Genomic DNA, 24,542 nt, shown 5'->3' with positions numbered 1-24,542 from the left:
CGGCGCTGGCATCCTGGCCCGATGACCGAGCTCTTCCGACTTGCCGGCGCCGTGCGGCGAGACCCCGACGTCGACGCCTGGTTCGCCGCGCCCGAGCACGACCTGCGGCGCCTGGCCCAGCCGTGGTTCGAGCGTCTGCGCGCCTGCGGGCCCGACGTTCGCGAAGTGCTGCACGACGGACATCCCACCGCGTGCGTGGACGACGCGGCCTTCGCCTATGTCGATGCGTTCAGCGCCCACGTGAACCTCGGCTTCTTCCACGGCGCGGCGCTGGACGATCCGTCCGGCCTGCTGGACGGCGCTGGCAAGCGCATGCGGCACGTGAAGATCCGCTGGGGCCGGCCGGTGGACGCCGCCGCGCTGAACGCCCTGATCGCCGCGGCCTACCAGGACGTTCGCGCGCGGCTGCGGTCCGAATAGATCAGTTCGGCATGCCGTCGAACTGCGGCAGGTCCAGCGGCGTGTTCCAGTGCAGCCGGCGGGCGGGGGAACGACACCCCCGACGGCGATCTTCCCTCGGCGCCCGCGTCGCGCAAGCGGGCGTCAGCGGTCGAACTTGGTCGACAGGATGATCGACGAGGTCGTGCGCTCGACCCCGGCCACGTGGCCGATCCGGTCCAGCACCTCGTCCATCTCGGCGACCGTGGCGGTGGCGGCGATGGCGATCATGTCATAGTCGCCGCTGACCGAGTGCAGCAGCCGCACCTGCGGGATGGCGCGCAGGGCGGCCTCGACGGCGCGGGCCTCCTTGGGGCCGATCTTGATCATCACGTGCACCCGCACCGCCCCATGGGCGTGGTCGGGCGCCAGGCGGGCGGCGTAGCCGACGATCACTCCATCGCGCTCCAACCGCTCGATCCGGCTCTGCACCGTGGTGCGCGAGCGGCCGACACGCCGGGCGAGGTCGGCGGTGGAGGCCCGGCCGTTCTCGCGCAGGGCGGCGATCAGCTTCTCATCGATGGCGTCTATCGTCATTATGAAGGCCCGAACCTGCGTTTCGCCGAAATCTAGCCGGCGAACCGACCATCCGGCCACTAGGATTCGACGAAACGGCGGGGATGATGTCCGCCCCTGGAGTTTGCGCCGCCCGTGCTCAGCCAAGACCACCAAGACGCCCTGGCCGCCCTGGTCGGCCCCGGCGGCCTGATCCTCGATCCGGCCGGCCGCGCCGCCTACGAGACCCCGGCCCGCTACGCCGGCGGGACGGCGGCGGCCGTCGTTCGCCCGGCCACGACGGGGGAGGTCTCGGCCGTGGTCGGCTACTGCGTGCGCCACGGCCTGCCGTTCCTCCCCCAGGGCGCCAACACCGGCCTGGCCGAGGGCTCGACGCCGGACGCCGGCGGGACGCAGATCGTGCTGTCGCTGGACCGCCTGACCGCGCCGCTGGAGATCGACCCCGCCGACCGCACCGCGACGGTGGGCGCGGGCGTGCGGCTGTCGGCCCTGAACGCGGCGCTGGAGCCGCCCGGCCTGTTCCTGCCCATCGACCTGGGCGCCGATCCGTCGCTGGGCGGCATGGCCGCCACCAACACCGGCGGGGCGCGGTTCCTGCGCTATGGCGACATGCGCCGCCACGTGCTGGGGCTGGAGGTGGTGCTGGCCGACGCGGCGGGCACGACCCTGACCCTGTCGCACGGCCTGCGCAAGGACAACGCCGCCGTCGCCCTGCGCCAGCTGTTCGTCGGCGGCTGCGGGGCGTTCGGGATCATCACCCGGGTCACCGTCGAGGTCCACCACCGCCCGCGCCAGACCGCCGCCGCCCTGCTGGTCCCGCGCGACGCCGAGGCGGTGCTGCCGCTGCTGCAGGCCTTCGAGGTCCAGGCGGGCGCGACCCTGACGGCGTTCGAGGGCATGTCGAAGGCGGCCATGACCCGGGCCATCGACCATGTGCCGTCGCTGAGCAACCCGTTCGCCGGTGGCGTTCCCGACTATGCGGTGCTGGTCGAGCTGACCCGGACCTGGGCCTCGCGCGAGGGCGAGGCGAGCCTGGACGAGGTGCTGCAGCAGATCGCGGCCGACCTGCTGGAGCGCGACGACAGTCCGCTAGCCGACGCCCTGTTCGGCCCGGTCGACAGGATGTGGGCCCTGCGCCATGCGCTGTCGGAAGGCCTGCGGGCCAGCGGGCCGGTCGTCGGCTTCGACCTCAGCTTCCGCCGCCGCGACCTGGCCCGGTTCCGCCGCGAGGCGACGCTGATGCTGGAGCAGGACTTCCCCGACTACGCCCTGTGCGACTTCGGCCACGTGGCCGACGGCGGGGTGCATTTCAACCTGGTCGGCCCGGCCGATCCGGCCCGCCGCGCCGCCCTGCGCGAGGCGGTTCTGACCCTGGCGGTCGATGGCTTCGGCGCCAGCTTCAGCGGCGAGCATGGCCTGGGCCGGGCGTTCCAGGACGCCTACGACCGCTTCACGCCGCGCCGGGTGCAGGAGTATTCGGCGGCGGTCGCGGCGGTGTTCGGCGCGGGCTCGGCGGCGGTGCGGCTGGGGCCGCCTTTAAAGTCATGAGCTTTCCGCCTACCTCCGCTCATCCCGGCGAAAGCCGGGACCCAAGCCGACCGTCCGATTTCGCCCTGGACGATCGAGCCGCACGGGCTCATTCCACGCGCCGCTTGGATCCCGGCTTTCGCCGGGATGAGCGGACTATGACGAGATCGCGATGACCACCCCGCCCTCCGCCATCCCCGAAGCCCGCGCCCTGCTGCAGCGCCTCGGCGTCCCCGCCGCCGCCCTCGACGGCGGAACCCTGGCGGCGCGCTCGCCGGTGACGGGCGAGACCCTGGCCTGGCTTCGCGAGCACACTGCCGACGACGCCAAGGCCGCCATCGACGCCGCCCATGACGCCTTCCTGGCCTGGCGCAAGGTCCCCGCCCCGCGGCGCGGCGAGCTGGTGCGGCTGCTGGGCGAGGAGCTGCGCGCCGCCAAGGCGGACCTGGCCGCCCTGGTCACTCTGGAGGCCGGCAAGGTGGTCTCCGAGGGCCTGGGCGAGGTGCAGGAGATGATCGACATCTGCGACTACGCCGTGGGCCTGTCGCGCCAGCTGTTCGGCCTGACCCTGGCCACCGAGCGCCCGTCGCACCGGATGATGGAGACCTGGCATCCGCTGGGCGTGGTCGGGGTGATCAGCGCCTTCAACTTCCCGGTCGCCGTCTGGTCGTGGAACGCGGCCCTGGCCCTGGTCTGCGGCGACAGCGTGGTGTGGAAGCCGTCGGAGAAGACCCCGCTGGTCGCCCTGGCCACCCAGGCCCTGTTCGAACGCGCCGCCGCCCGGTTCGGACCGGACGCTCCGGCCGGCCTGTCCACCCTGCTGATCGGCGGCCGCGCGGCCGGCGAGGCCCTGGTCGACCATCCGAAGGTCCCGCTGGTCTCGGCCACCGGCTCGACCGCCATGGGGCGGACGGTGGCCCCGAGGCTGGCGGCTCGCTTCGCCCGCGCCCTGTTGGAGCTGGGCGGCAACAACGCCGCCATCGTCGCGCCCACGGCGGACCTGGACCTGACCCTGCGCGGCGTGGCCTTCGCGGCCATGGGCACGGCCGGCCAGCGCTGCACCACCCTGCGGCGGCTGTTCGTGCACGACAGCGTCTATGACGCCTTCGTCGGCCGGCTGAAGGCCGCCTATCCGTCCGTGCCGGTCGGCGACCCGCGCGCGGCGGGCGTGCTGGTCGGGCCGCTGATCGACAAGGCCGCGTTCGACGCCATGCAGAGCGCCCTGGATGCGGCCCGCGCCGCCGGTGGCCGGGTGGTCGGGGGCCACCGCGTCGAGGCGGCCGGACCGGACGCCTGGTACGTCGCCCCCGCCCTGGTCGAGATGGACGCCCAGGCCGAGATCGTGAAGCACGAGACCTTCGCGCCGATCCTCTATGTGATGCGCTACGCCGAGCTGGCCGACGCCATCGCCGCCCAGAACGACGTGGCCCAGGGCCTGTCGTCGTCGATCTTCACGCTGAACGTCCGCGAGGCCGAGCTGTTCGTCTCGGGCGAGGGCAGCGACTGCGGCATCGCCAACGTCAATATCGGCCCCTCGGGCGCCGAGATCGGCGGCGCGTTCGGCGGCGAGAAGGAGACCGGCGGCGGCCGTGAAGCCGGCTCCGACAGCTGGAAGACCTACATGCGCCGCGCCACCAACACCGTGAACTACGGGACCACCCTGCCGCTGGCGCAGGGGGTGGTGTTTGATGTGTGAGGCCTTTCATCATCGACGCTTGTCCAGACCCAGGTGAACCGCAAGGCCTTCGCCCGGTCCCCTGGATCCCGGACAGCCTCTGCGAGGCTTCCGGGATGACAACGGATCAGCCCCCCCAGAACCCAGCTCCCGCCCATCATCGGACCACCCCATGAGCCACCTCTCCACCCTCGTCGCCTCGGCCGTCGGCCAGAAGGCCGCCGCCACGATCCTCGAGGTGCTGGACATCGCCCCGCCCCTGGCGGTCGAGGCCGAGGGTCCGGTCTCGCGCGCGGTGTTCGCCATGGCGCTGAACGCGGTGCTGTTCCACGACATCATGGGCCGCGTGCCGCTGGGCGCGGCCTATGTGCAGGAGCGCCGGGCGGCGGGGCGCAGGATCCTGTTCGACCATGGCGCCCTGCGCACCATCGACTTCGGGACCGGCCCGACCGGCGCCCTGCCGGCCGGCCACCTGGCCTTCGCGCGGATCCTGGAGCCCCTGGGCTACGCCGTCGCCGACCTCTATCCGCTGGACCGGCTGAAGATGACCGGCCGGGCCTACGCCCACCTGGATCATCCCGAAGCCATCCCGCAGTTCTTCGTCAGCGAGCTGCATGTCGAGCGCTTCTCGCCGGCCTTCCAGGTGATCGCCCACGCGGTGTTCGACTCCACCGCCGACGCCCTGGGGATCGAGGCCCAGCGCGCCCTGGCCGCCTTCGCCGCCGAGGGGCGCTGCGAGCTGGACGCGGCCCGCGCCGCCTTGCCCCAGGTGGTCGCCGCCTTTGAGCGCACCCATGGCATCCCGCGGCTGGAGCACTACAGGGCCCTGCTGGCCGAGTCGGCCGAGGCGGCCTGGATCGCCACCGAGGGCCAGGCCTTCAACCACGCCACCGACCGGGTGCCCGACGTCGAGGCCGTGGCCGACGCCCAGCGGGCGCTGGGCCGGCCGATCAAGGACAAGGTCGAGGTCTCGGGCTCGGGCCGCGTGCGCCAGACCGCCTTCAAGGCCCAGCCGGTCGAGCGGACCTTCGTCACCGACGGCGGCGAAACGATCCTGACCGTCCCGGGCTCGTTCCACGAGTTCATCAGCCGCGACCGGTTCGTGGACGAGGCGGGCGTGGAGCGGCTGGACCTGCGGTTCGACAGCGGCAACGCCCAGGGCATCTTCAAGATGACCGGGACGGGCTGAGGCCAGTCCCTGGGGCGGATCATTCAAGGCCGTGCGTGGTCCTCATCCTTCGACAGGCTCAGGATGAGGACCAGTGACAGGCTCGGTCGGTCGAAAACCTCATCCTGAGCTTGTCGAAGGATGAGGTTTTCGGTCGATCCGCGCTAGGCCTGCGGGCCGACGAAGGTGTAGTCGCCCATCGGGATGCGGACCGGCTGGCCCGAGATCAGGGCGTCGAAGTTGCCCGTCAGCTTGGCGGCGTCGGGGTGACGGGGGTGGCCGACCGGCAGCACCCAGTACTTGTAGAACGTCACGGCCGCGCCCGGCGGCAGCTTGCCGAACCGCACCGTCAGCTCGCCGGCGTAGCGCGGCGGGGCCTCGATCTCGGCGCTGACCACCTGATAGTCGTTGGTGATCGCCACGTCGGTCGCCTTGAGCAGGCCGGCGATCCCCAGCGACACCTTCGTCCCGTTGTCCGCCCGGTGGACGTGGGCTTCGAAGACGAAGCGTTCGGCGCTGTCGTCCTGATTGTAGAACTTCAGGACCGCCTCGCCCGTGCTGGAGACGTCGAGATTGTGCCAACCGGCCGCGCCGTTGCACTGCAGCCAGGTCGCCGAGTTCCAGTTCCCGCCGCCCGAGTCGGGCTTGTTGGCGAAGAACTCCGACCCCGCGGCCGTAATCATGCAGTAGTGGCCGCTGCCGGGGAAGTTGACGCCGAACGCCAGCTGGCTCGCCGACCGGGTTCCCGGCGGCAGGGTCAGGTTGCCGTTGATGTCGACCAGCGGCGAGGACTCCAGCTGGTCGTCATAGGTGAAGACCTGGTTCCAGCTGCTGGGCGGCGGCACGAAGCCCGCGTCGGTATAGTACATCCGCACGCTGGGCTTGGTGATCGTGACGCCGATGTTCAGGCTCTGGGCGCGGCCGTAGGCGTAGTTCTTCAATCCCGCCTGCGGTCCCCAGACGCTCTGGTTCCAGTTGGTGATGATCAGCCGGGGGATCAGCGGCGTGGAGCCGTTGACCAGCACGTCGGGGCTGGCGGTCAGCGTGCCCTGCTTCGGAATCTCGCCGGTATTGGCCGTGTTGCCGCGCACGAACAGGCCGTACCAGCGCGAGAAGGCGAACTGCGCCGCCCGGGTCGCGTCGGGCAGGTTGACCCCGATCGCCGCGCTCAGGTCGCCCGCCAGCTGGGAGACGGACATCTTCTGGCCGTCGCTGGGCGTCGCGGCCCAGTAGGTGTCGGCGTACAGGGCGCCGACGATGGCGGCCAGCGAGCCCAGGTCGAACGGCGGTCGCCAGTCCAGGTACAGGTTCTGGATCGCCGTCGGCGCGTCGTCGCCGGCGTTGAAATACTTCAGGCCCTTGTCCCAGTAGATCTGCGGAATGGCCGCGACAGCGGCCTCGGCATCGTAAGCCATCGCATACTCTCCCTTGGTGATTTGACTGACGGTGCGCCGGGGCGGCTTGGCCCCGACACAGCCTTTCGGTGTGGGGATGAATGTACGCCACTTATAGATGTATATCACAGCGCGCCCCACCCAGGGGTGCAGAAATGCACTTAATGGTTCTTATTTTGCAGAAACTGACTCATAGGTTGTGATGGACGATCCCCTCAAGGGCCCGGCAAAAAGGGGGACGGCCGGCGGCGCCCCTATTCCTTGTCGATGGTGTCGCCGATCCGGGGGCGCTGCACGTAGACCCGCTGGAAGTCATAGCCGTGCCCGATCACCGACAGGGCCGACGAGAAGGGCGTGTCGAGATGGTAGCGGGCTCGAACCACCACCATCTCCACGCCGCCCTCGACCAGGGCCGAAGGAACGGCCACCGGCGGCGCCGCGCCCTTGGCTGGAGCGGTGTCGTGCTCGGCCGCGCACCACTTGACCTTCTGGGCGCCGCCGGCCGTCGTGACGACGCAGGCCTGGATCTTGAGGCCGCTGATGTCATAGGGCGCCAGGGTGGCCTTGGCGCCGGCGAAGACGTCGTTCATGTCGTCGGTGGAAAGGCTTTCGCTTTGGGCCATCAGGTCGGCGGTGACGACCGCGGCGTTGTTCAGCTTGCGGGCGACGGTCAGGCCCTGGCCGATCTCCACCGTACCGGCATAGAGCAGGAGCAGGCTGGGCAGGATCAGAGCGAACTCGACCGCCGCGACCCCCGCCTGGTTTCGCCGGAAGACCGCCAGCATGCGGACGACCCGGCTCAATTGAACGGCTCGTTGCGAAACACGGCCGCCGAGGCGATCAGGGTCCGGCCATCGGACAATTTCGGCGTCGCATAGGCCAGGACGTTGAACATCGGATCCCAGGGCAGATAAGCCTGCACGACCACGATATCGCCGGCGTTGCCCGGGTCGAAGACGCTGGCCGTGCTGAGCTTGCCGCCGCTGATCGGGGTGCTCAGATCGACGTCGGCGAAGGCCGAGACCACCGAGACCCGGACATAGAGGTTCTTTTCGCAGTAGAAGGCGCCGACCACGCCCGAGCAGATCCGGCTTCTGAACGCCCCCGCCGTCATGCTGGAGGTCTGGACCTGGCCGGTCCTGATCAGGCGGCTGGCGTTGCGCACCGAAGCGTCGAGGCCGGCCGCGGCGAAGTACATGATGGCGGTGTCGAGCGTGGCGGCCAGGATCCCCATGAACAGGACAAGCAGCATGGCGAACTCCACCGCCGTCGCGCCGCTCGTCGACCGCCGCCAGCGCTGAAGAAGGCCGGGCCGCCGAGGATGGGAGGAGGAAGACGTGCGCATCTATTGGATCAGGTGCACGGAGTTCATGTATTTCGTGAACAGCTTGTTCATGCCGTTCTTGATCGCGTCCTCGGACTCCGCGCCCATGTAGAGATCCTGGGACGAGGCGCAATCCTCCAGGGCGTAGGGCAGGTAGGATTGCCGGGTGATCGAGGGACTGACCCCCGAGCGCAGGGTTCCCGTCCAGGACCCCGGCATGGCGGAGCCCAGGGTGCCGTTATAGCCCCAGTCCAGAGGGATCGGCAGGTACTGGGTATAGAGCACCGCCATGGTCACCTTGTTGTTCTTTACATAGTTGCACCAGGCGGGATTGAGCGGCGTCACGTCGTAGGACGCCGTCGACATCGGATAGGAGACGCAGACCGAACCCACCTTTTTCTTGCAGGTCCAGGCCGAGGCGCCCACCCAGCCGCGTTGCGACTGGACGCCGTCGGTGACCAGCATCACGAACTTCAAGGGCGTGGACGGCGTCTTGCCGTCGCCGCTGGACCCGACAAGCCCCGCCATCGCCTTGAGCGAGGTGTCGAAGGCGGTGCCGTCGACCGAGGTCGTCGGGGTCAGGGCCGAGCGGACCGCGCCGGTGGAAAAGGTCGGGGCCAGCACCGTGGTCGTGGTGGTGTTGAAGTTGTAGACGCCCACCTTGATGCGTTTGTGGGTCGGATCGACCAGGTCGACGGACGACACCATGGTCTTGGCGGCGTCCAGCAGAACATCGGAACGCAGGTTGATGTTCTTCGCCTTCGCATAGAGATAGTTGTTGGCGTAGGCGATGTTGTTGACCGTGTGCTGGTCGCCCGTGTGGCAAGCGAATTCGCAGCCGATGTCCTTGCGCATGGCCGCCTGGCCATCGGCGTTCGAGGCCAGCATCTGGGACGCCGAGGTGTCCAGCATCAGGTAGATGTTGATGTAGGAGGTGCCGGGTCCGGCGACGGCGCTGCTGGCGGCGATCGGGATGCTGTTGATCCCGAAAACGCCCATGATCATGGTCGGGACCGATGCGGTGGCCTTGGCCTGGACCACATAGCTGGACTGGTCGATCGTGATGTCGTCCAGCTTGTAGCCGCCGCGATTGGTCTGGGTGGCGAACCAGGTGCGAACCTTCGTCCGGACCGCGGCCGGGTCGCCGGTGTTCAGGGTCTTGACGGCCGCCAGAAGCGCCGCGTCGAGGTCCCCCTGCATCCGGTCCTTGGCGTTGTAGGCGAAGGTGAAGTCCAGGGCCGCGCCGATGGCGATGATCAACGGAATGATCAGGAGGGCGTAGGTGACGGCGACCGCGCCGCGCTGGTCGCGCCGCAGACGGAAGACCAGCCGCTTCGCCGCCGCGCGACCGGCCACGTCGCGCATCACCCTTGAAAACCGATGCATAGAGCCCGCTGATATCGCCCCGCCCGCCCCCCGGACAACGCTGTCAGCAGGATATTATAATATTTACCATAACCATAAGATTTACCGCGTTCGGCCGCGCGCCCGAACTCATCCCATGCGATAGATTGCCGCAGCCGCCCGCGTCTGAACGCGAGCGGCTTTGAAGGCCTACGCCTCCAGCGCCGTCGCGATCGCCATGCGCAGCTGGCGGTCCGACACGGGCTTGAACAGCACGCCGGCGGGGTGGTCCTCGTAGATCCGGGCGATGGTCGACTGCTCGCGCGAGCCGGTGATGAAGATCACCTTCGAGCCGACCTCGGCGTGGATGGCCAGGGCGGCGTCGACGCCGTCCTTGTCGCCGCGCAACCGCATGTCCATCAGCACCACCTCGGGCCGGTGCATCATGGCCAGGGCCACGGCCTCGTCGGCGTTGGTGGCCGTGCCGCAGACGGCCATGTCCATGTCCTCGACCTGCATGCACAGGCCCTCGGCGATCAGGAACTCGTCGTCGACGACCAGCACCGTGGATTTCTGCAAGGTCAGCGCGTTCATGCGGCCACCTGGCTCGTCAGGGAGCCGGCGACGGGACCCGTCATGAATCCCGCCTGGGGCGCCGCGACGCGGATCTCGCTGCGGGTCAGGCCCGGCTTGCTTTCGACCATGATCGTTCCCTCCAATTGTGCGACCAGCCCCTTGATGATCGTCGAGCCCAGCGCGACCTTCGACGCCCCCGGCCCGGGCGGCCGGCCGTCATAGCCCTTGCCGTTGTCGGCCACGACCAGCAGCAACTCGCCGCCGTCGGTGCGGCTGAGATTGACCGCGATCTCGCCGCCGCCGTCCGGGAAGGCGTGCTTGAGCGAGTTGGTGACCAGCTCGTTGACCAGCAGCCCCAGCGGGATGGCGAAATCCAGGTCGACGTCCAGCGGGATGGCCTCGACCGACAGCGCCACTTCGCCGCCGGCCCCGCCATCGACGATGTTGTTGGACAGCTCGCCGAGGAAGGGCGCGACGTCGAAGGTCTTCAGGTCGCTGGAGCTCATCAGCTGCTGGTGCACCAGCCCCAGGGCGAAGATGCGGTCGCGCAGGCCGCGCAGCGCCTTGCGGGCGTCGGGGTCGGTGATCTGGCGCGACTGCATGACCAGCAGGCCGTCGACCATCTGCAGGTTGTTCTTCACCCGGTGATAGACCTCGCGCAGCAGCAGGTCGCGCTGGGCCAGGGTGGCCCTTTGTTCCTCGACCATCCGAGCCAGCTCGGCCGTGCGCTCCTCGACCCGGCGCTCCAGCTCGGCGGCGGACGGCAGAGCGGCGACCTTGGGTAGCAGCGGCCACAGCAGGGCCGCCGTGGCGATCGACAGGATCGCGGTGACGAGCTTGATCAGGCCGTCGATCCCGTAGGCGGGGACCCACAGGGTGAGGATGGCCATCAGGTGGGTGGTGCCGCAGGCCAGGATGAAGGCCACGAACAGATAGGCCACCCAGCCGTACTTGATGTCGGGCCGCATCCTGACGAAGGCGGCGATGGCCAGGGGGATCGACAGATAGGCCAGGCCGATGACCGTGTCGGATCCAGCGTGCAGGGCCACCAGCCCCGGGGCCCAGCTCAGGCAGAAGCCGTGGGGCGTCAGCCCCGTCGGATTGAGCAGCCAGTCGAGCAGCGACATGTCCACACTCCCCCGCGGCCCGTCTTCCGCGACCCGCCGCGTCCGCATCGACGACGCTCGCGCCGTCTGCGGTATGAAGGCAGAAAAACACCGCCTCCGGTAGCGCTTTCGCGTGGTCCTTGGTTAGCGCGGCGCTCCTAAACCCGAAAAACCGGCTGGCTCCGCGGGGGAGGAACCAGCCGGCCGTCGGCGGCCAGGTTCCGGGGGGGAGGGCGAACCGGCCGCGAGGCCCTCCGGCGCGTCGATCGGGGGGAGGAGTCGAAGCGGCGGAGGGCGTTGGGTCAGGCGGTTAGCCGAACAGCTTGGCCGCCGTCTTGGCGACCAGTTCGCCCTGGTGGCGGGCGCCGGCCAGTTCCAGCTCGCTGGGCTGGCGCGAGCCGTCGCCGCCGGCGATGGTGGTGGCGCCGTAGGGCGCGCCGCCGGTGATCTCCTCCAGGGTCATCTGGCCCTGGTGGCTGTAGGGCAGGCCGACGATGGTCATGCCGAAGTGCAGCAGGTTGGTGATGATCGAGAACAGGGTGGTCTCGTTGCCGCCGTGCTGGGTGGCCGACGAGGTGAAGGCCGCCCCGACCTTGCCGTTCAGCGCGCCGCGGGCCCACAGGCCGCCGGCCTGGTCAAGGAAGTTGGCCATCTGCGAGCTCATGCGGCCAAAACGGGTGCCGGTGCCGACGATGATGGCGTCGTAGTTTTCCAGGTCGGCGATCGCGGCGATCGGGGCGGCCTGGTCGAGCTTGTAATAGGACTTCCTGGCGACCTCTTCGGGCACCAGCTCCGGCACACGCTTGACGTCGACGGTCGCGCCGGCGGCGCGGGCGCCTTCGGCCACGGCGTTGGCCATCGTCTCGATGTGGCCGTAGGCGGAGTAGTAGAGAACGAGAACCTTGGCCACTTTGGCCTCCTGAATGTGCGGGGGTGGGTAAACGGGGTGAAGCTGGGGACAGGCGCATGCGCCTGTCCCGATTCGGGGTGGATCGACTAGGCGGCGTCGACGAGCACCAGCTCGGCGTCTTCCAACGCTTTCACGCGGATCACGGCCTCGTCTTGAATGGCCGCGCCGTCGCGGGTGTTCAGGGTCACGCCGTTGACCTCGACCTTGCCGGTCGACGGCACCAGATAACCCTTGCGGTCGGCGCCGATCGGGTACTCGGTGGTCTCGCCGGCCTTCAGCGTGGCGCCCAGGACCCGGGCGTCGGTGCGGATCGGCAGGGCGTCGGTGTCGCCCTCGAAGCCGCTGGCCAGGGCCACGAACTTGCCGCTGCGGTCGCCCTTGGGGAAGGGCTTTGCGCCCCAGGCCGGGCCTTCACCGCGCTTGTTGGGGATGATCCAGATCTGGAAGATCCTGGTCGTGGTGTCCTCGAGGTTGTACTCGGAGTGGCGGATGCCCGTGCCGGCGCTCATCACCTGGACGTCGCCCGCCTCGGTGCGGCCCTTGTTGCCCAGGCTGTCCTGGTGGGTGATCGCGCCTTCGCGGACATAGGTGATGATCTCCATGTCGGCGTGCGGGTGGGGCGGGAAGCCCGTGCCGGCCGCGATGGTGTCGTCGTTCCACACCCGCAGGGCGCCGTGATGGACGCGGCGCGGGTCGTGGTAGTCGGCGAACGAGAAGTGGTGCTTGGCGTCCAGCCAACCGTGGTTGGCGCCGCCGAGGCTGTCGAAGGGTCTGACGTCGATCATCGTCTAATCTCCTGGAGACCGAGGCCCGATGGCCGTCTCTGTTGGAGAGAAGATGGCCTCTTGCGTCCTGTTCCGAAATGGAAATGATCGAAACTTACTGTTTCGAGAATCGCACCCATGAAACTCCCCGACTTCGAGGCCTGGGCGGTGTTCGCCAAGGTGGCCGAGACCGGCTCGTTCGTCGGGGCGGCCGAGCAGTTGAACCTGTCCAAGGCCACGGTCTCCAAGGCCGTCTCCCGGCTGGAGACCCGGATGGGGGCGACGCTGTTCCACCGGACCTCCCGGCGGCTGTCCCTGACCGAGGCCGGCCGCGCCTCGCTGCATCGCGCCGCCCACCTCCTGCAGGAGGGCGAGGCGCTGGAGGCGGAGGCCTCGGCCCAGGCGACCGCGCCGCGCGGCCTGGTGCGGGTGGCCGCGCCGATGTCGTTCGGCATCGTCCATCTCGGGCCGGCCCTGCCGGACTTCCTGGCGCTTCATCCGCAGGTCTCGATCGAGCTGTCGCTGTCGGACCAGATGGTCGACATCGTCGAGGAGGGCTTCGACCTGGCGCTGCGGATCTCGGCGCTGGAGGACTCCAGCCTGCTGGCCCGCCGCCTCTGCCCCGTGCGGCTGATGCTGGTCGGCGCGCCGGCCTATCTGGACCGCCAGGGCCGCCCCGAGCACCCCAAGGACCTGACCCGCCACAGCGGCCTGTTCTACACCAACAGCCGCACCCGGGACGTCTGGCGGTTCGAGCACGCGGAACACGGACAATACGCGGTCAGCGTGCCCTCGCCCCTGCGGGTCAACAACGGCGACGTCCTGCGCGCGGCGCTGCTGGCGGGACTGGGCCTGGCCCTGCTGCCGGACTTCCTGGTCGGCAAGGATGTCAAGGCGGGCCTGCTGGAGGAAATCCTGCCCGACTGGGCCCCGCCGCCCATCGCCCTGCACCTGGTCACCCCGCCCAGCACGATCCGGCCGGCGCGGGTGGAGGTGCTGATCGCGTTCCTGGCCAAGCGGATGGCGAACGCGCCCTGGCTGGGGTGAGGACCTCAAGGATCCGCTCATCCCGGCGAACGCCGGGACCCAGATCCTAAAACTCAGAGGCTGGTTGGAAGCGCGCCGCGCTCATGGCGTCAGCCACACCGCCATTCCATCCGGGTCCCGGCGTTCGCCGGGATGAGCGGAATTCAGAGATGGCCTAAGCCATCTCGTGCTTGTCGCTGAGGCACTCGCCGATGGCGCGGGCGCAGCCGGGCAGGCCCAGGGCGCCGATGAAAGACATGGCGACCGCGCAGACCAGCATCACGGGTTGGAAGAAACGCATGCGAAATTCTCCACAGGCCAGTTCGTTCGGAGGGCGAGTTTCAACCCAGATAAGGCTGAAGCTTGACGTTTGTTCCTACGAACCGCGGCCCCACGTCGGAAAAGCTCAGCATGCGGCAGATATGTCTCACCCGTATGTCAGTCTCCCAACGCATAGGCGACGCGCGCGGCCTCAATTCGGGCCAGTTTCCGCTGGAGCGGGGCCCAGTCGTCGGCCTCGGCGATCGGCGCCCACAGGGCCTCGACCTCGTCGATCAGCAGCTCCTCCGGCTCCAACCCCTTGAAAACAGAGCTTTCCAGGCGCTCGGGGCGGTCGGGCTCGAAGGCCGACAGCTGGCGGCGGAAGTCGAGGAACGCCGCCTGTCCGTACAGCTCCGCCCGGGGACCGGCCAGGGCGCGGGCCTGCGACGCCTCGCCGCCGAACCAGTCGAAGAAGAACGGCTCCCAGCGCAGTGATTCGCCGCCCGCCGCCAGCGCCACGAAGGCGGCCTGGACCAGGTCGACGTCCGCCTCGGCCGAACGGCTCTTCAGGCCCAGGCGGTCCAGCATCGCCGCGCGCAGGGCGTCACGATAGAGGTCGGAGAAGGTGTTCAGGGCGGCGATCAGCCCGGCGTCGTCGGTGACCAGGGCCAGGCAGCCGGCCAGCTGCTGCAGGTTCCAGAACACCGTCTCGGGCTGGCGGCCGAAGCTGTACAGGCCCGAATGGTCGAAATAGGCGGCGGTGAAGTTCGGATCGTTGCGCGGCAGGAACCGCCAGGGGCCGTAGTCGAAGCTCTCGCCCGTCACCACCATGTTGTCGGTGTTGAGCACCCCGTGCACGAAGCCGGCCGCCATCCAGCGGGCCAGCAGCCGGGCGCTGGCGGCGACCACCTGCTCCAGCAGCGCCTTGGGCCGGTCCGGCTGGTCGGCGACGCCGGGGAAATAGGTCTCGACCGCGTGGTCGACCAGGGTGGTGATGTTGTCGCGCCGCTCCAGGAAGGCCTGGCGCTGGAAGGTTCCGAACCGGATGTGGCTGTGCGACAGGCGGGTCAGCACGGCCGAGCGGGTGGGGCTGGGCTCGTCGCCGCGCGTCAGGGCCTCGCCGGTCTCGACCAGGGAGAAGGCCCGCGAGGTCGGAACGCCCAGGGTCTCCAGCATCGCGGCCGCCAGGATCTCGCGCACCCCGCCCTTCAGGGTCAGCCGCCCGTCGCCGGCCCGCGACCACGGCGTCTGGCCCGAGCCCTTGGTGGCCAGGTCCAGCAGCCGGCCGCTTCCCGCTTCCCGCAGCTGGGCGAACAGGAAGCCGCGCCCGTCGCCCAGGTCGGGGTTGTAGCTGCGGAACTGGTGGCCGTGATAGCGCATGGCCAGCGGCCCGGGCTGGTTGTCCGGCAGCGGCGAGAAGCGCGCGAAGTGCGCCAGCCATTCGGCCTCGGTCAGCCCTTCCAGCCCCACCGTCACGGCGGCGCGGTCGTTGCGGAACCGCAGGACGGTCTGCGGGAACTCGGCGGCCGCGACCGGGTCGGCGAAATCCGGGCCCAGGCGCATGAAGACCGGATCGGGACGGTAGGCGGCGGAGATCGGCATGCCCCCGACATGAGCCGCCGCGCGCGCGGGCGCAAGCGTCCCCTCCCCGCCGGGCGCCGTTTCGAAGCCGGCGGAAGATTGGGAATGCTCGCCGAACGCTGTCGCATCCGCGCAACAGCCGTTCTCGAACCTTTAAACCATAAGGTTTTTCCTTGCCGAGCCCCCAGCGGGACCGTAACCCTTGCGTGTCTATTCGAACAATCGTTCGGGTCACGACCAAATCAAAAGGCGGGGGCGATGCAAGCGCTCAAGCCATAAAACGAACCGAGGTAGGAAATGCGCTTTACTCAGGTGCTTTGCGGCACGGCGTCCGCCGTCGTGCTCGCCGGTCTGACCCCTCTGGCGGCTCAGGCCCAAACCGCCGCCCAGGACACCGAAATCCCAACCGTCGACAGCATCGTCGTCACCGCCCAGAAGCGCGAGCAGAACCTGCAGGACGTGCCGGTGGTGGTCACCGCGGTCGGCGCCAAGCTGCTGCAGGACACCGGCGTCAAGGACATCAAGGATCTGACGATCCTGACCCCCGGCCTGACCGTGACCTCGACCACGTCGGAAGCCTCGACCACCGCCCGCATCCGCGGCGTCGGCACGGTCGGCGACAACCCCGGCCTGGAAAGCTCGGTCGGCGTCGTGATCGACGGCGTCTACCGCCCGCGCAACGGCGTCGGGTTCGGCGACCTGGGCCAGATGGAGCGCATCGAGGTGCTGAAGGGCCCGCAAGGCACCCTGTTCGGCAAGAGCACCTCGGCCGGCGTCATCAACATCGTCACCAAGGAGCCGGAATTCGGCTTCGGCGCCGAGGCCGAAGCGACGATCGGCAACTTCAACGCCCACGGCCTGGCCGGCTCGGTGACCGGCCCGCTGTTCGGCAGCGAGACCCTGGCCGCCCGCCTGTACGTCGCCGCCCGCGAGCGCGACGGCTACAACGACGTGATCAACGGCAAGGGTCCGACCGACCGCGACGAGGACGCCGACCAGGGCTTCTACACCGTCCGCGGCCAGTTGCTGTTCGTGCCGGACGACAAGGCGACCTTCCGGCTGATCGGCGACTACAGCAAGCGTGACGAGAACTGCTGCGGCGCCGTGCAGATCCGCACCGGCCCGACCGCCGCCATCCTGGGCCTGCTGAACGGCGGCCCGGCCCTGGCCTCGCCCGCCGATCCCCATGCCCGCGTCGCCTATTCGAACCGCGGCGCGCCGTCGTCGATCGAGGACAAGGGCGTGTCGCTGCAGGGGGTGATCGACACCGACTTCGGCGAGATCACCTCGATCTCGGCCATCCGCAACTGGCGCACCGACAACGGCCAGGACTCGGATTTCACCACCGCCGACCTGGCCTATCGCGTGAAGGACCGTACGAACTACGCCGAGTTCACCACCTTCAGCCAGGAACTGCGCCTGGCGGGCCGGACCGAGAAGTTCGACTGGCTGGTCGGCGCGTTCCTGGCCGACGAGCGGCTGGATAACAAGGCCAACTTCCTCTACGGCAACAACTACGAGCAGTATCTGGGCCGCCTGCTGTCGCGCTCGGCCGCCAACCCGGCCGGCATCGCCAACTTCATCGCCCTGCTGCTGAACCGCGCGCCCAACACCAGCTTCGTCGGCGGCCAGGGCCTGCACGACCAGTACAAGCAGCGCGCCACCACCGTCGCCGGCTTCACCAACAACACCTGGCACGTGACCGACGCCTTCGACATCACCGCCGGCCTGCGCTACTCGATCGACGAGAAGACGCTGCACACCTTCCAGACCACCAGCGACGGCGGCGTCGCCTGCGGCACGGCCCTGTCGCCGGCCGGCCAGGCCCGCATCGCCGGCATCGTCGGCCCGGCCAACGCCGGCACGGTGATCGGCAACCTCTGCCTGCCCTGGGCCAACCCGCTGTTCAACGGCCGCGGCACCACCCAGAAGCGCTCGGACAAGGAATGGAGCGGCACGATCAAGGCGTCGTACCGTTTCTCGCCGGAGGTGTTCAGCTACGCCTCGTACGCCCGCGGCTACAAGGGCGGCGGCTTCAACCTGGACCGCACCCAGTCGTCCAACGGCCTGCCCTCGGGCGCGCCGGGCATCGTGCCGATCCTGGACACCTCGTTCCCGGCCGAATTCGTCGACAGCTACGAACTCGGCCTGAAGAACACCCTGTTCAACCGCACGATCCTGTTCAACGTCACGGGCTTCTACCAGAAGTTCAGCGACTTCCAGCTGAACACCTTCCTGGGCACCTCGTTCGCGGTGCGCTCGGTGCCGGAAGTGACCTCCAAGGGCGTCGACGTCGACTTCCTATGGTTCACCCCGGTGCATGGCCTGTCGATCCAGAGCGGCCTGAGCTACGCCAAGACCACCTACGGCGACGACAAGATCCCCAACGATCCGACCAACGCCCTGGCCCTGCTGCCGGGCAGCCAGATGTCGCTGGCGCCCAAGTGGTCCGGCACGGCCTCGCTGACCTACGAGCGTCCGGTCGGCGAGAGCCTGAAGGCCCGCTTCAACGTCGGGGCCAAGTACTCGTCCGACTACAACACCGGTTCGGACCTGTTCCCGCCGAAGGTCCAGAAGGACTACACCCTGGTCAACGCCCGCATCGCCCTGGGTTCGCAGGACGACAAGTGGACGGTGGAGCTGTGGGGCCAGAACGTGTTCAACGAAAAGTACGAACAGGTCGCCTTCAACGCCTTCCTGCAAGGCTCGTCGGGCCTGAGCGCCACCAACGCGACCTATGTGCCGGCCAACGACACCATCACCTACGACGCGTTCCTGGGCGCGCCGCGCACCTACGGCCTGACCCTGCGAGCCAAGTACTAGGACCAACAGGCCCGCTCATCCCGGCGCAAGTCCGGGAGGGGTAGGAAGGAAATGCGAGACCTGAAGGGCGATCCGGGCGACCGGGTCGCCCTTTTCGCTTTGGGCCGAGCTTTCCTCGAATCCCGAACAGCCTCACCCTGCCGCAGGGAATTCGCCGCGGGAGGCCCATCGCATGAAGACCGTCCGACTGCTCGGCGTCTGGGTCTGTCTGCTGCTGGGCCTGGCGATCGCCAACCTGGCCCTGCGAACGCCCCCGCCCCTGCCGGCCAGCGCCCCCGCCGACCAGTTCTCGGCCATCCGCGCCATGGCCGACGTCCGCGCCATCGGCCGCAAGCCTCACCCGATCGGCTCGGCCGAGATCGTCCGGGTCCGCGACCACCTGCTGGCCCGGGTCAACGGCCTGGGGCTGGAGGTGCTGGTGCGGCCTGGCGAAGGCGTGCGCGATGCGGCCAAATGGTCGCCGCGCTCGGTGGCCGTCGGCGCGGTGCAGAACATCGTCGCCACCCTGCCCGGCGCCGACCGCGACGCCCCGGCGGTGCTGGTGATGAGCCACTACGACACCGTCCACAACTCGCCCGGCGCGGCCGACGACTCGGCCGGGGTGGCCGCCGCCCTGGAGATCGCCCGCGCCCTGAAGGCCGGCCCGACCCCGGCCCGCGACGTGATCTTCCTGTTCACCGACGGCGAGGAGCCGGGCCTGCTGGGCGCCGAGGCCTTCTTCGCCCGCGACCCCCTGCGCGACCATGTCGGCGTGGTGGTCAACATGGAGGCGCGGGGCGACGCCGGCCGCGCGGCCATGTTCCAGACCGGCCCCGACAGCGGCGATCTGGTCCGCCTCTATGCCGCCAGCGCCCGCCAGCCGACCGCCAACTCGCTGGCCGCCGCCGTCTATGCGCGCATGCCCAACGACACCGACTTCACCCACGCCCTGCGCAAGGGCCTGCCGGGCCTGAACTTCGCCTTCATCGACGACCAGCTGGCCTATCACACGCCGCTGGCCACGCCCGAGCATCTGAACCAGGGCAGCCTGCAGAACCTGGGCGACCAGGCCCTGCCCGCCGTCCGGGCCCTGGCCATGGGCGCGGCCTTGCCGGCCAAGTCGCCGGACCTGATCTATTCCGACGTCCTGGCCCGGGGTCTGGTGGCCTATCCGGTCGACATCGGCTGGGCGATCCTGGCGGTCGCGGGCGTGCTGATCCTGTTCACCGGCTTTCGCGCCCTGCGCGGCAAGGCCGTGACCTTCGTCGAGATCCTGCGCGGGATCGCCGGCTTTCTGCTGCTGGCCGCCGGCGCGGTGCTGGCCCTGCACCTGGCCGGCCGCCTGATCGGCATCGGCGACCAGCAGCGCTACTACGCCATGCTGGGCCAGTTCAACCTGCTGCTGCCCGGGGCCGGGGTCCTGCTGATCGGGGTGTGCCTGACCACCCTGATCCTGCAGGCGCGGGGAGGCGGCCGGATCTGGATCAGCCTGGCGGGCCTGGCGGCCGGCGGCGCCTGCAGCCTGGTCGGCGGGTTCGACCCGGTCGGCCTGGGCCTGGGCGTCGCGGTGGTCGTGCTGGCCTGGCTGAGCCTGGGCAAGGGAGTGGGCGTGTTCGGCGCCTGGCTGGGCGCCCTGCTGGTGGTGCTGGGCCTGGCGGTCGCGGTCCAGGCCCTGCTGCCCGGCGGCTCGGTGAAGCTGGCCTGGCCGCTGCTGGCCGCCAGCCTGGCCGCCGCCCTGGTCATGGCCGTGGGCGGGACCCGCGACCGCCGCGTCGCCTGGCTGCTGACCCTGGCCGTCTGCGTGGTGGCCATCGCCGTGGTCGCCCAGCTGGGCGCCTGGGGGGCCTGGACCTTCGCCGGGGTGGGTCTGGAGGAGCCGGCGGTGCTGGCGGCGTTCGCGATCCTGGCCGCCCCGGCCCTGCTGCCCCTGGCCTTCGACTTCGCCGCCTATCGCTGGGCCCCGGCCTTCGCCGGCGTCGCGGTGGCGGCCGGGGCCGGCCTGCTGGCCTATGCCGGCCTGGGCGAGGGCGGGCCGACCCGGCCGCAGATCGTCGAGGCCAGCCACCTGGCCGACCTGTCGACCGGCACGGCCTGGCGGGTCGCGCCCCAGCCGCGCCTGGACCCGTGGTCGCGGGTGGTGCTGTCGGACAACGACGCCAAGCCGGTGCGCCAGGCCTATCCGCCGCTGTACCGCAGCCCGGTATGGATGGCCCCGACCCCGGTCCTGCCGGTCGAGCGGCCGGTGCTGTCGATCGACCGGGCCGGCGACCGCCTGCTGGTCCGCGCCGTACCGACCGCCGGCGCCGAGGTCCTGACCCTGCGGCTGCGGCCCAGCATCGCCCTGAGCGAACCGCGCCTGAACGGCCGCCCGATCGCCCTGCCGACCCAGGCCGGCGAGTGGACCAGCCTGTCCTACCACGCCCCCGACCCCAACGGCGTCACTCTCAGCTTCACCGCCCGCCCGGCCGGCAAGGTCGAGGTGGCCGTGGTCGAGATCCGCGACGGCTGGCCGCGCGGCGTCTCCGCCATCCCCGCCAAGCCGGCGGGACTGATGGGCGGCGGCTATTCGGACAAGACCATCGTGCTAGATCGCGGCGCGCTGGCCTGGCCGGCGTTCGTGGAGGGCGACGCCCAACCGTGACTTCGCGTCCGGGCGAAGATCCGGCCTTCGCCAGGGCGCAGGGATTTTGACCGGCTGACTTGTAAGATCCTCCCGCCGCCCGAGACTACCTGGATATGGACGGCGCGGATCAATTCCCCTCACGGACGATGCAGGACGAGCACTATGCTCGTGCGGCGGCCGACCTCGGCCCGGCGCTGGAGCGGCTGGCGCGGGCCTACGAGGCCGACCCGGACCAGCGTCGCGACCTGCTGCAAGACATCCATCTGGCCATCTGGCGCAGCTTCGCCCGCTATGACGGACGCTGCTCGGAACGGACCTGGGTCTATCGCGTGGCCCACAACGTCGCGATCTCGCACGGCCAGAAGCGACGGCGGTCGCGACCCGACAAGCTGCTGACCCTGGACGAACTGGCCGCCCGCGGCGACCCGACCCAGCCTGATCCGGAAGTCCAGACCGCCGACCGCCACGCCCTGGCCCGACTGACGGCGCTGATCCGGGCTCTCGTCCCGCCCGACCGACAGATCGTAATGCTCTATCTCGAAGGCCTGGAGGCCAAGGCGATCGCCGAGGTCAGCGGCCTATCGCCCGGCGCGATCGCCACCAAGCTTCATCGGTTGAAAGCCGTGCTGGCCAATCGCTTCAACCAGGGAGGTCCCGATGAGCGGTGATCCCTCCGACTTCGATCCTCAAACCCTATGGCAGAGCCAAGCCCAGGAGCACGAACCCATGTCGCTCGCCGAAATCCACCAGAAAGCGTTGAAGCTGGAACGCGGAGTCCGCTGGCGCAACATCCGGGAATACGTCGCCTCGGTGATCGTGGTCGCGTTCTTCACGCCCGTTCTGCTGCATCGGGAAAGCTGGATGATGCAGGCCGGCGCGGCTCTGATCATCCTGGCCACGGCCTTCGTGGCCTGGCAGATGCACCGCCGCACCGCGACGAACCCGATTCCCGAGGCGGGCCAGGCCCTGCGCGACCACCACCGCCAGACCCTGATCCGCCAGCGCGACGCCCTGCGCTCGGTGGGCTGGTGGTACATGGCGCCGTTCGCGCCGGGCATGGTCCTGCTGATGATGGGCCGCTGGTTCCAGTCGCATGTCTCAAGCCGGTCGCTGGCCATGGACCACCTGGCCATCCTGCTGGCCAGCGGCTTCGTCGTCCTGGTGTTTGGCGGGATCTGGTGGCTGAACCAGCTGGGTGCGAAGCGCCTGCAGCAGCAGATCGACGAGCTGTAGGGATGGCTGGGGACAGGCGCATGCGCCTGTCCCCGATCGCCTACTCCGCCGCCACCTTCGCCGAATAGCCCAGCACGGCCTTGGTCTCGAGGAACTCGCCGAACGCGTGGTCGCCCCATTCGCGGCCGTTGCCGCTCATCTTGTAGCCGCCGAACGGGGCCATCAGGTCGGGGCCGGCGCCGTTCAGGATCACCTGGCCGGCCCGCAGCCGGGACGCCACCGCGCGGACTTCGCCCGGGTCGGCGCCCGAGACATAGGCTGCCAGGCCGTATTCGGTGTCGTTGCCGATCGCGACCGCCTGGTCGACGCCGTCATAGCCGAGGATGGCCAGAACCGGGCCGAAGATCTCCTCCTTGGCGATGGTCATGTCGGGGGTGACGTTGGCGAACACGGTCGGCTTGACGTAGTAGCCGGTCTCCAGGCCCTCGGGCTTGCCGGGGCCGCCGGTCACCAGGGTCGCGCCCTCGTCGACGCCCTTCTGGATCAGGCCCTGGATCTTGCTCCACTGCACCTCCGAGACCACCGGCCCGAGCTTGGAATTACCGTTCGGGTCGCCGACCGTGTGGGCCTCGGCGGCGGCCTTGGCGATGGCGATCACCTCGTCCATGCGCTTTTGCGGCACCAGCATCCGGGTCGGGGCGTTGCACGACTGGCCCGAGTTCATCATCACCGAGGCCACGCCGCCCCCGACCGCCTTCTGGAAGTCGGCGTCGTCGAGGATGATGTTGGGGCTCTTGCCGCCCAGCTCCTGATGCACGCGCTTGACGGTCGGGGCGGCGTTCCTGGCCACCTCGATCCCGGCCCGGGTCGAGCCGGTGAACGACACCATGTCGACCTCGGGGTGCGAACTCAGCGCCGCGCCCACCGTCGGGCCGTCGCCGTTGACCAGGTTGAACACCCCGGCCGGCACGCCGGCGGCCGCCAGGATCTCGGTCCAGATCCAGGCCGAGAACGGGGCCACTTCCGAGGGCTTGAGCACCATGGTGCAGCCGACCGCCAGGGCCGGCGCGACCTTGCAGGCGATCTGGTTGATCGGCCAGTTCCAGGGGGTGATGAAGGCGCAGACGCCGATCGGTTCCTTGACCAGCCGGGTCGTGCCGCGGTCTTCCTCGAACCTGTAGTCCTTCAGCACCTGCAGGGCGGTCTGGACGTGGGCGATGCCCATGGCCGCCTGGGCCCGCTGGGCCAGCCACGACGGGGCGCCCATCTCCTCGGTGATGGCCTTGGCCATGTCCTCGAAGCGCTTCTGGTACTCGGCGATGATCCGCTCGAGCAGGTCGATGCGCTCCTCTCGGCTGGTCTGGGAATAGGTGGCGAAGGCCTTGCGGGCGGCGCGGACGGCGATGTCTACATCCTCGGCCGTGCCCAGGGTGACCCGGCCGGCGACGGCCTCGGTGGCCGGATTGATCACGTCCACGGTGGCCTTGCCCTTGGGCTGAACCCACTGGCCGTCGATGTAGAACTGCAGGTAGTCGCGCATGCCGTGCTCCTCCGGTTGGGGTCGTTCACGTCCGGCGGGACGGCGGCCCTCGTTCAAACGGTCATTTTAATGATCATTGATCACTGGGGAAGGGCTGATCGTTCGCCCCTCACCACATGGGGTCGCATTCGACGCCGCCAAGGGCCTCGGCGAGGCGTCGCCGCGTGCCGGGCGTCACGCCTTCGGGCAGGGCGTCGAGCGCGAACCAGCCCACCCGATGGATCTCGCCCTGGGCGCTGGACGCGCAGGGCTCCCAGGCGCGGATCCGGTAGACCAGCACGTGGTCGCCGGGATGGCGCGGCTCGTTGCTATGGACCGAGACCAGGCTGACCGGTCCGGTCACCTTGATCCCCGCCTCCTCCTGAAGTTCGCGGATCACGGCGGTTTCGGCCGTCTCGCCGCGCTCGACCCCGCCGCCCGGCAGGTGCCAGCCGTGGACATAGGTATGCTCGATCAGCAGCACCCGGCCCTCGCGGTCGGTGACCACCCCGCGCACGCCCAGGGTCAGGCCGCGCTTGGCGCGGAACCAGGCATAGACCAGGGGGCGGGTGAACGGTTCGACACGGCGGCGCCAGAGCATGGGCTGGAGCTTAAGGACCCCTCCCCTTCCTGTCATCCCGGAGGAGCTTCGGCGGTCGTCAGCCTTGCGGTCAGCGCTCGCCCCCGCTAAAGCCCGCATCACCTTTCATTCCGACAACGGATCCAAGCTCATGGTCGCGATCGGCGTCATCGCCATCTTCCTGGTGGTCATCCTCGGCCTCAACAAGTTCGAGTTCGGCCGTTTCGACTAAGAC

General features: G+C 69.5%; 23 protein-coding genes. 10 read left to right on the top strand and 13 right to left on the bottom strand.

Features of this window, described 5'->3' with window-relative positions; genetic code table 11:
* Positions 1-21 precede the first annotated feature (21 nt).
* Positions 22-420 carry a DUF1801 domain-containing protein gene (locus BM066_RS02140; protein ID WP_018061210.1) on the top strand — a complete coding sequence of 133 codons (399 nt, stop codon included), beginning with the start codon at positions 22-24 and terminating at the stop codon, positions 418-420.
* A gap of 123 nt (positions 421-543) precedes the next feature.
* Here BM066_RS02140 and BM066_RS02135 read toward each other — a convergent pair whose 3' ends face one another.
* Positions 544-975, bottom strand: coding sequence for an Lrp/AsnC family transcriptional regulator (locus BM066_RS02135; RefSeq protein ID WP_018061211.1), 432 nt, complete (start codon positions 973-975; stop codon positions 544-546).
* A gap of 114 nt (positions 976-1,089) precedes the next feature.
* Between BM066_RS02135 and BM066_RS02130 the strand changes: the two genes are divergently transcribed.
* The 3 genes from BM066_RS02130 to BM066_RS02120 all read left to right on the top strand — a co-directional run bounded on the left by BM066_RS02130 (position 1,090) and on the right by BM066_RS02120 (position 5,345).
* On the top strand, positions 1,090-2,502 hold the full coding sequence (locus BM066_RS02130; protein WP_018061212.1) for an FAD-binding oxidoreductase: 1,413 nt from the start codon (positions 1,090-1,092) through the stop codon (positions 2,500-2,502).
* A gap of 151 nt (positions 2,503-2,653) precedes the next feature.
* Positions 2,654-4,177 (top strand): L-piperidine-6-carboxylate dehydrogenase, encoded by a 1,524-nt coding sequence (locus tag BM066_RS02125; protein WP_089924006.1) that lies wholly within the window; start codon positions 2,654-2,656, stop codon positions 4,175-4,177.
* Positions 4,178-4,328: 151 nt separating this feature from the next.
* On the top strand, positions 4,329-5,345 hold the full coding sequence (locus tag BM066_RS02120) for a 2-oxoadipate dioxygenase/decarboxylase family protein (protein WP_089924003.1): 1,017 nt from the start codon (positions 4,329-4,331) through the stop codon (positions 5,343-5,345).
* 143 nt (positions 5,346-5,488) lie between these two features.
* On the opposite strand, the gene BM066_RS02115 is transcribed toward BM066_RS02120, so the two are convergent.
* The 8 genes from BM066_RS02115 to BM066_RS02080 form a co-directional block, all read right to left on the bottom strand.
* Complete coding sequence (locus tag BM066_RS02115) at positions 5,489-6,739, bottom strand: hypothetical protein (RefSeq protein WP_089924001.1); 1,251 nt, start codon at positions 6,737-6,739, stop codon at positions 5,489-5,491.
* Positions 6,740-6,972: 233 nt separating this feature from the next.
* Positions 6,973-7,521, bottom strand: a complete 549-nt coding sequence (locus BM066_RS02110) for a TadE/TadG family type IV pilus assembly protein (RefSeq protein WP_143093632.1) — start codon at positions 7,519-7,521, stop codon at positions 6,973-6,975.
* Positions 7,518-8,063 (bottom strand): TadE/TadG family type IV pilus assembly protein, encoded by a 546-nt coding sequence (locus BM066_RS02105; protein ID WP_143093631.1) that lies wholly within the window; start codon positions 8,061-8,063, stop codon positions 7,518-7,520. Before BM066_RS02105 ends, BM066_RS02110 begins: the two co-directional genes overlap by 4 nt.
* On the bottom strand, positions 8,064-9,407 hold the full coding sequence (locus BM066_RS02100) for a pilus assembly protein TadG-related protein (RefSeq protein ID WP_018061680.1): 1,344 nt from the start codon (positions 9,405-9,407) through the stop codon (positions 8,064-8,066).
* A gap of 189 nt (positions 9,408-9,596) precedes the next feature.
* Entirely contained in the window at positions 9,597-9,980 is a 384-nt protein-coding gene (locus tag BM066_RS02095) for a response regulator (protein ID WP_018061681.1), read from the bottom strand.
* Positions 9,977-11,089 carry a sensor histidine kinase gene (locus BM066_RS02090; protein WP_018061682.1) on the bottom strand — a complete coding sequence of 371 codons (1,113 nt, stop codon included), beginning with the start codon at positions 11,087-11,089 and terminating at the stop codon, positions 9,977-9,979. Before BM066_RS02090 ends, BM066_RS02095 begins: the two co-directional genes overlap by 4 nt.
* A gap of 289 nt (positions 11,090-11,378) precedes the next feature.
* A complete protein-coding gene (gene wrbA, locus BM066_RS02085; RefSeq protein WP_018061683.1) occupies positions 11,379-11,978 on the bottom strand; it encodes an NAD(P)H:quinone oxidoreductase in 600 nt (199 codons plus the stop codon).
* Between the two features lie 86 nt (positions 11,979-12,064).
* A complete protein-coding gene (locus tag BM066_RS02080) occupies positions 12,065-12,763 on the bottom strand; it encodes a pirin family protein (RefSeq protein WP_018061684.1) in 699 nt (232 codons plus the stop codon).
* A gap of 117 nt (positions 12,764-12,880) precedes the next feature.
* Between BM066_RS02080 and BM066_RS02075 the strand changes: the two genes are divergently transcribed.
* A complete protein-coding gene (locus tag BM066_RS02075) occupies positions 12,881-13,789 on the top strand; it encodes a LysR family transcriptional regulator (protein ID WP_018061685.1) in 909 nt (302 codons plus the stop codon).
* Between the two features lie 154 nt (positions 13,790-13,943).
* Here the strand turns inward: BM066_RS02075 and BM066_RS02070 are convergent, their stop codons facing one another.
* Complete coding sequence (locus tag BM066_RS02070) at positions 13,944-14,069, bottom strand: hypothetical protein (protein WP_007667460.1); 126 nt, start codon at positions 14,067-14,069, stop codon at positions 13,944-13,946.
* 137 nt (positions 14,070-14,206) lie between these two features.
* Positions 14,207-15,631 carry a protein adenylyltransferase SelO gene (locus BM066_RS02065; protein ID WP_018061686.1) on the bottom strand — a complete coding sequence of 475 codons (1,425 nt, stop codon included), beginning with the start codon at positions 15,629-15,631 and terminating at the stop codon, positions 14,207-14,209.
* A 276-nt stretch (positions 15,632-15,907) separates the two neighbouring features.
* Between BM066_RS02065 and BM066_RS02060 the strand changes: the two genes are divergently transcribed.
* The 4 genes from BM066_RS02060 (at position 15,908) to BM066_RS02045 (ending at position 22,268) form a co-directional block, all read left to right on the top strand.
* Positions 15,908-18,433: a TonB-dependent receptor gene (locus BM066_RS02060; RefSeq protein ID WP_026176507.1), complete on the top strand. Its 2,526-nt coding sequence runs from the start codon at positions 15,908-15,910 to the stop codon at positions 18,431-18,433.
* Positions 18,434-18,605: 172 nt separating this feature from the next.
* Positions 18,606-21,053 carry a M28 family metallopeptidase gene (locus BM066_RS02055; protein ID WP_018061688.1) on the top strand — a complete coding sequence of 816 codons (2,448 nt, stop codon included), beginning with the start codon at positions 18,606-18,608 and terminating at the stop codon, positions 21,051-21,053.
* Between the two features lie 95 nt (positions 21,054-21,148).
* Entirely contained in the window at positions 21,149-21,703 is a 555-nt protein-coding gene (locus BM066_RS02050) for an RNA polymerase sigma factor (protein ID WP_018061689.1), read from the top strand.
* A gap of 58 nt (positions 21,704-21,761) precedes the next feature.
* A complete protein-coding gene (locus BM066_RS02045; RefSeq protein ID WP_026176508.1) occupies positions 21,762-22,268 on the top strand; it encodes a hypothetical protein in 507 nt (168 codons plus the stop codon).
* Between the two features lie 40 nt (positions 22,269-22,308).
* Here BM066_RS02045 and BM066_RS02040 read toward each other — a convergent pair whose 3' ends face one another.
* Both BM066_RS02040 and BM066_RS02035 read right to left on the bottom strand, forming a co-directional pair.
* Positions 22,309-23,748: an aldehyde dehydrogenase family protein gene (locus BM066_RS02040; protein WP_026176509.1), complete on the bottom strand. Its 1,440-nt coding sequence runs from the start codon at positions 23,746-23,748 to the stop codon at positions 22,309-22,311.
* Positions 23,749-23,857: 109 nt separating this feature from the next.
* The gene (locus BM066_RS02035; RefSeq protein WP_018061692.1) at positions 23,858-24,328 is read right to left on the bottom strand and encodes an NUDIX domain-containing protein; all 471 of its coding nucleotides are present in this window, start codon (positions 24,326-24,328) and stop codon (positions 23,858-23,860) included.
* Between the two features lie 64 nt (positions 24,329-24,392).
* Here BM066_RS02035 and BM066_RS26310 point away from each other — a divergent pair, with 64 nt between their 5' ends.
* On the top strand, positions 24,393-24,539 hold the full coding sequence (locus BM066_RS26310; protein ID WP_177218354.1) for a hypothetical protein: 147 nt from the start codon (positions 24,393-24,395) through the stop codon (positions 24,537-24,539).
* The last annotated feature ends 3 nt before the right edge of the window (positions 24,540-24,542 follow it).

Origin of the sequence: Caulobacter sp. UNC279MFTsu5.1 (assembly GCF_900114015.1) — a bacterium.
Lineage (GTDB): Bacteria > Pseudomonadota > Alphaproteobacteria > Caulobacterales > Caulobacteraceae > Caulobacter.
The sequence above is the reverse complement of the archived record's forward strand: the minus strand, read 5'-3'. Positions and strand labels throughout refer to the sequence as shown.

What these genes read in the sequence shown, in the direction of transcription:
- BM066_RS02140 (WP_018061210.1), top strand. Translation starts at nt 22, where the DNA reads ATGACCGAGCTCTTCCGACTTGCCGGCGCCGTGCGGCGAGACCCCGAC.
- BM066_RS02135 (WP_018061211.1), bottom strand. Translation starts at nt 975, where the DNA reads ATGACGATAGACGCCATCGATGAGAAGCTGATCGCCGCCCTGCGCGAG.
- BM066_RS02125 (WP_089924006.1), top strand. Translation starts at nt 2,654, where the DNA reads ATGACCACCCCGCCCTCCGCCATCCCCGAAGCCCGCGCCCTGCTGCAG.
- BM066_RS02120 (WP_089924003.1), top strand. Translation starts at nt 4,329, where the DNA reads ATGAGCCACCTCTCCACCCTCGTCGCCTCGGCCGTCGGCCAGAAGGCC.
- BM066_RS02115 (WP_089924001.1), bottom strand. Translation starts at nt 6,739, where the DNA reads ATGGCTTACGATGCCGAGGCCGCTGTCGCGGCCATTCCGCAGATCTAC.
- BM066_RS02105 (WP_143093631.1), bottom strand. Translation starts at nt 8,063, where the DNA reads ATGCGCACGTCTTCCTCCTCCCATCCTCGGCGGCCCGGCCTTCTTCAG.
- BM066_RS02100 (WP_018061680.1), bottom strand. Translation starts at nt 9,407, where the DNA reads ATGCGCGACGTGGCCGGTCGCGCGGCGGCGAAGCGGCTGGTCTTCCGT.
- BM066_RS02095 (WP_018061681.1), bottom strand. Translation starts at nt 9,980, where the DNA reads ATGAACGCGCTGACCTTGCAGAAATCCACGGTGCTGGTCGTCGACGAC.
- BM066_RS02090 (WP_018061682.1), bottom strand. Translation starts at nt 11,089, where the DNA reads ATGTCGCTGCTCGACTGGCTGCTCAATCCGACGGGGCTGACGCCCCAC.
- BM066_RS02080 (WP_018061684.1), bottom strand. Translation starts at nt 12,763, where the DNA reads ATGATCGACGTCAGACCCTTCGACAGCCTCGGCGGCGCCAACCACGGT.
- BM066_RS02075 (WP_018061685.1), top strand. Translation starts at nt 12,881, where the DNA reads ATGAAACTCCCCGACTTCGAGGCCTGGGCGGTGTTCGCCAAGGTGGCC.
- BM066_RS02070 (WP_007667460.1), bottom strand. Translation starts at nt 14,069, where the DNA reads ATGCGTTTCTTCCAACCCGTGATGCTGGTCTGCGCGGTCGCCATGTCT.
- BM066_RS02065 (WP_018061686.1), bottom strand. Translation starts at nt 15,631, where the DNA reads ATGCCGATCTCCGCCGCCTACCGTCCCGATCCGGTCTTCATGCGCCTG.
- BM066_RS02060 (WP_026176507.1), top strand. Translation starts at nt 15,908, where the DNA reads ATGCGCTTTACTCAGGTGCTTTGCGGCACGGCGTCCGCCGTCGTGCTC.
- BM066_RS02055 (WP_018061688.1), top strand. Translation starts at nt 18,606, where the DNA reads ATGAAGACCGTCCGACTGCTCGGCGTCTGGGTCTGTCTGCTGCTGGGC.
- BM066_RS02050 (WP_018061689.1), top strand. Translation starts at nt 21,149, where the DNA reads ATGGACGGCGCGGATCAATTCCCCTCACGGACGATGCAGGACGAGCAC.
- BM066_RS02045 (WP_026176508.1), top strand. Translation starts at nt 21,762, where the DNA reads ATGTCGCTCGCCGAAATCCACCAGAAAGCGTTGAAGCTGGAACGCGGA.
- BM066_RS02040 (WP_026176509.1), bottom strand. Translation starts at nt 23,748, where the DNA reads ATGCGCGACTACCTGCAGTTCTACATCGACGGCCAGTGGGTTCAGCCC.
- BM066_RS02035 (WP_018061692.1), bottom strand. Translation starts at nt 24,328, where the DNA reads ATGCTCTGGCGCCGCCGTGTCGAACCGTTCACCCGCCCCCTGGTCTAT.